The 2,400-nt window shown below is 66.3% G+C and carries 4 protein-coding genes and 1 pseudogene; all 5 read left to right on the top strand.

What is annotated here, in order from left to right:
- Positions 1–322: pseudogene (locus Q0R23_RS17105) on the top strand (toprim domain-containing protein); the annotation flags it as partial.
- On the top strand, positions 319–567 hold the full coding sequence (locus Q0R23_RS17100; RefSeq protein WP_293915001.1) for a hypothetical protein: 249 nt from the start codon (positions 319–321) through the stop codon (positions 565–567). The pseudogene Q0R23_RS17105 and the gene Q0R23_RS17100, both read left to right, overlap by 4 nt.
- Positions 568–598: 31 nt before the next feature.
- Entirely contained in the window at positions 599–1,471 is an 873-nt protein-coding gene (locus Q0R23_RS17095; protein WP_293914999.1) for a hypothetical protein, read from the top strand.
- Positions 1,461–1,817, top strand: a complete 357-nt coding sequence (locus Q0R23_RS17090) for a hypothetical protein (protein ID WP_293914997.1) — start codon at positions 1,461–1,463, stop codon at positions 1,815–1,817. The genes Q0R23_RS17095 and Q0R23_RS17090 overlap by 11 nt, the downstream gene beginning before the upstream one ends.
- A gap of 41 nt (positions 1,818–1,858) precedes the next feature.
- Positions 1,859–2,400, top strand: a 542-nt coding sequence (locus Q0R23_RS17085) for a hypothetical protein (protein WP_293914995.1), incomplete at its 3' end; no start/stop codon positions are given.

Genomic DNA, 2,400 nt, shown 5'->3' with positions numbered 1-2,400 from the left:
CTGGGAGGCGTTTGAAGGACAGGTGAACGTGGTCGGCATCCCCGGCGCGACCCACTGGCCCAAGCTGCAACACCCTGCTCTGACAGGCCGCAAGCTCTACCTGTCTCTGGACCTCGACGAGGCCGGGCAGAAAGCTGCCAGGCATGCTCAGCGCTGGGCCGCCGATGAGGGCCGGGCGCTGCACGTTCTGCCGGGCATCAGTGACAAAAACGATCTGCTCCTTCAGCGCGGCCCCGCTCATCTGCGTGCCTTGCTGACCGGGGCGACCACCGCCGCCTCCCGCCGTACTCAACGCCGCCTGCGCTTTCAGGACTCCGCGTGAGCGCCGACTGGATCGCCGACGCCGACGCCGCTCTGTCTGCCGCCCCTGTCCGGTCCCTGCCCCCCCGCCAGGTCTGCGGCAACTGCCAGCACGGGGAGCAGGACCGTGAGCTGATCGCCTGCACCCTGGGCTGGGCGGCCCACGAGAAGCCGGTCAGCTCTCACCCTGGCGTGCCGGTGCCGCTGCTGGCCCCGCAGACCGGGTGCATGTGCCTGAAGGCGAGCTGGAAGCTGGTGCGGGCGTGAGCGCCGCCCCGTTCTTTCACCTGGAGGTCGTATGAACCACGCGGATCAGATTGACTGGACGGACTCCCGCACCGCCGAGAAGCAGCTTCTTGAACTGGAGAAAGCCGTCACGCGCGATATCGGCGGCCTGTTTATCAAACTCAGGGAGCGCCTGGGCGACGACTGCGAGCAATTCTTCGACCTGCTGAACACGGACCGGCGCCGTGAATGGCTCATTGGTGCCCGGCTGGCCTTGAAACGCAGCCGCCTGGCCGCGCCGTTTGGCAATCCCAGCGAGGCGGCGACGGAAATCCGGGCCTTAAAGCTGGCGCAAGCCGCAGTGCAGCGCCAATTGGAGACCGCGCAGCATGACCTGATCGCCGCCCGGAAGGCGCTGGCTGGCCGGATCACGGCGCTGGAGAACAACTTCCAGCAGGCCCAGAAATCCACCCGCGCCACGCGGCTCTACGAGCTGGATCTCGACAACTGCCGCCAGAACCGCCAGAACAGCCGCCTGCGCGGCAAGCTGACCGACCTCCGTATCCTGCTGGAGATTGCCGAGGGCCGCAGCATCGCGGCTGACCCTGACGAGTTCTCGCCGGGCGAACTTCCGGTGCCTGAGTGGCGCCCGAACGCCGGTGTGGCCCGCCCGGTCAGCCCTGACGAGCTGCCTACCAATGTGCCGACCATTGTGCGCGACGTGGCCCGCCGCGTCGAGGACTACCTCGGCAAGCACCCGACAGGTTGCATGAGCAAGCCGGAGGTCAGTGCCGCCTTTCCCGACTGCCGCCCCTATCTGGGTGAAGCGTACAAGCACCTGCACCTGAGCAAGCGGGTGCAGGTGGACGGCTGGACCTTGCAGTTGCTGACTTTGCCCGCCGTGAGCGCGAGACGACACCAAAAAAGGAGATCTGATGAGTCTTGACGTGTATCTGATTGACCGGCAGCCTGCCTGTAGGGGCTGCGGGCGTCCCGACACCGACACCGAGCTTTTCAGCGCCAGTATTACCCACAACCTCGGTCAAATGGCCACCGAAGCGGGTATCTACGACGCCGTGTGGCGCCCGGATGAGCACGGATATACCCATGCTGCTCACATTATCGGTGTCCTGGCTGTCGGTATCGCCGTCATGAGGGCTGAGCCGGAGCGGTTTGAAGTGCTGAGCGCTAAAAACGGTTGGGGCACCTATACACAGTTTTTGCCCTGGCTGAACGAATACATGCTGGCTTGCGAGCGGAACCCGGCGGCGCTGATTGTGGTGGCCCGGTGAGCGCCGCTTTGATAAAAGACGTGGACCGTGCACTGCCCACCGTGATTGCTGAACGTCTACCAGTGGTAGACATCCAGCCCATCCTCACCCCAGAGCAGCGTGCCCGCCGCTTAGAACTCGAAGAGCTGGTGCTGATCGGTGAGACGCTGGCCCTGCGCGGTGCCCGTGCCCTGCGCGAGTTGCGCGACGCGAGGCTCTACCGCAGCACCCACGCTACCTTCGAGGGGTATGGCCAGGACGCCCTGCGCCTGACCCGTGCCCGCCTCTACCAGCTCATCCACTGGGCAGACGCCGCCGACGCCGCCGAGGTTCAGGGGATTGAGATCAATTCCGAGCGCATGGCCCGCGCCCTGGGCCTGGCGCCGCCGGAACATTACGGCCTGGTGGTCGCCGTGACCCAGGCCGCGACAGGCAAGGAGCGCCCCAGCAGCGCCGACATCGCGGCGGTCGGTCAGGTGGTGCGCGACATGGCTCAGGGGATGGTCGAGCACCCCGCTACTCGCCAGAGCGTACCGTTCGCCGAGTTGCCCCCTGAGCGCAAGGCCGAGGCAGTGGTGGCCGCCGTGCAGGCCGGGGCAAAGGA

The organism is Deinococcus sp., assembly GCF_025362455.1.
In the GTDB taxonomy this organism is placed as follows: Bacteria; Deinococcota; Deinococci; order Deinococcales; family Deinococcaceae; genus Deinococcus.
The sequence above is the reverse complement of the archived record's forward strand: the minus strand, read 5'-3'. Positions and strand labels throughout refer to the sequence as shown.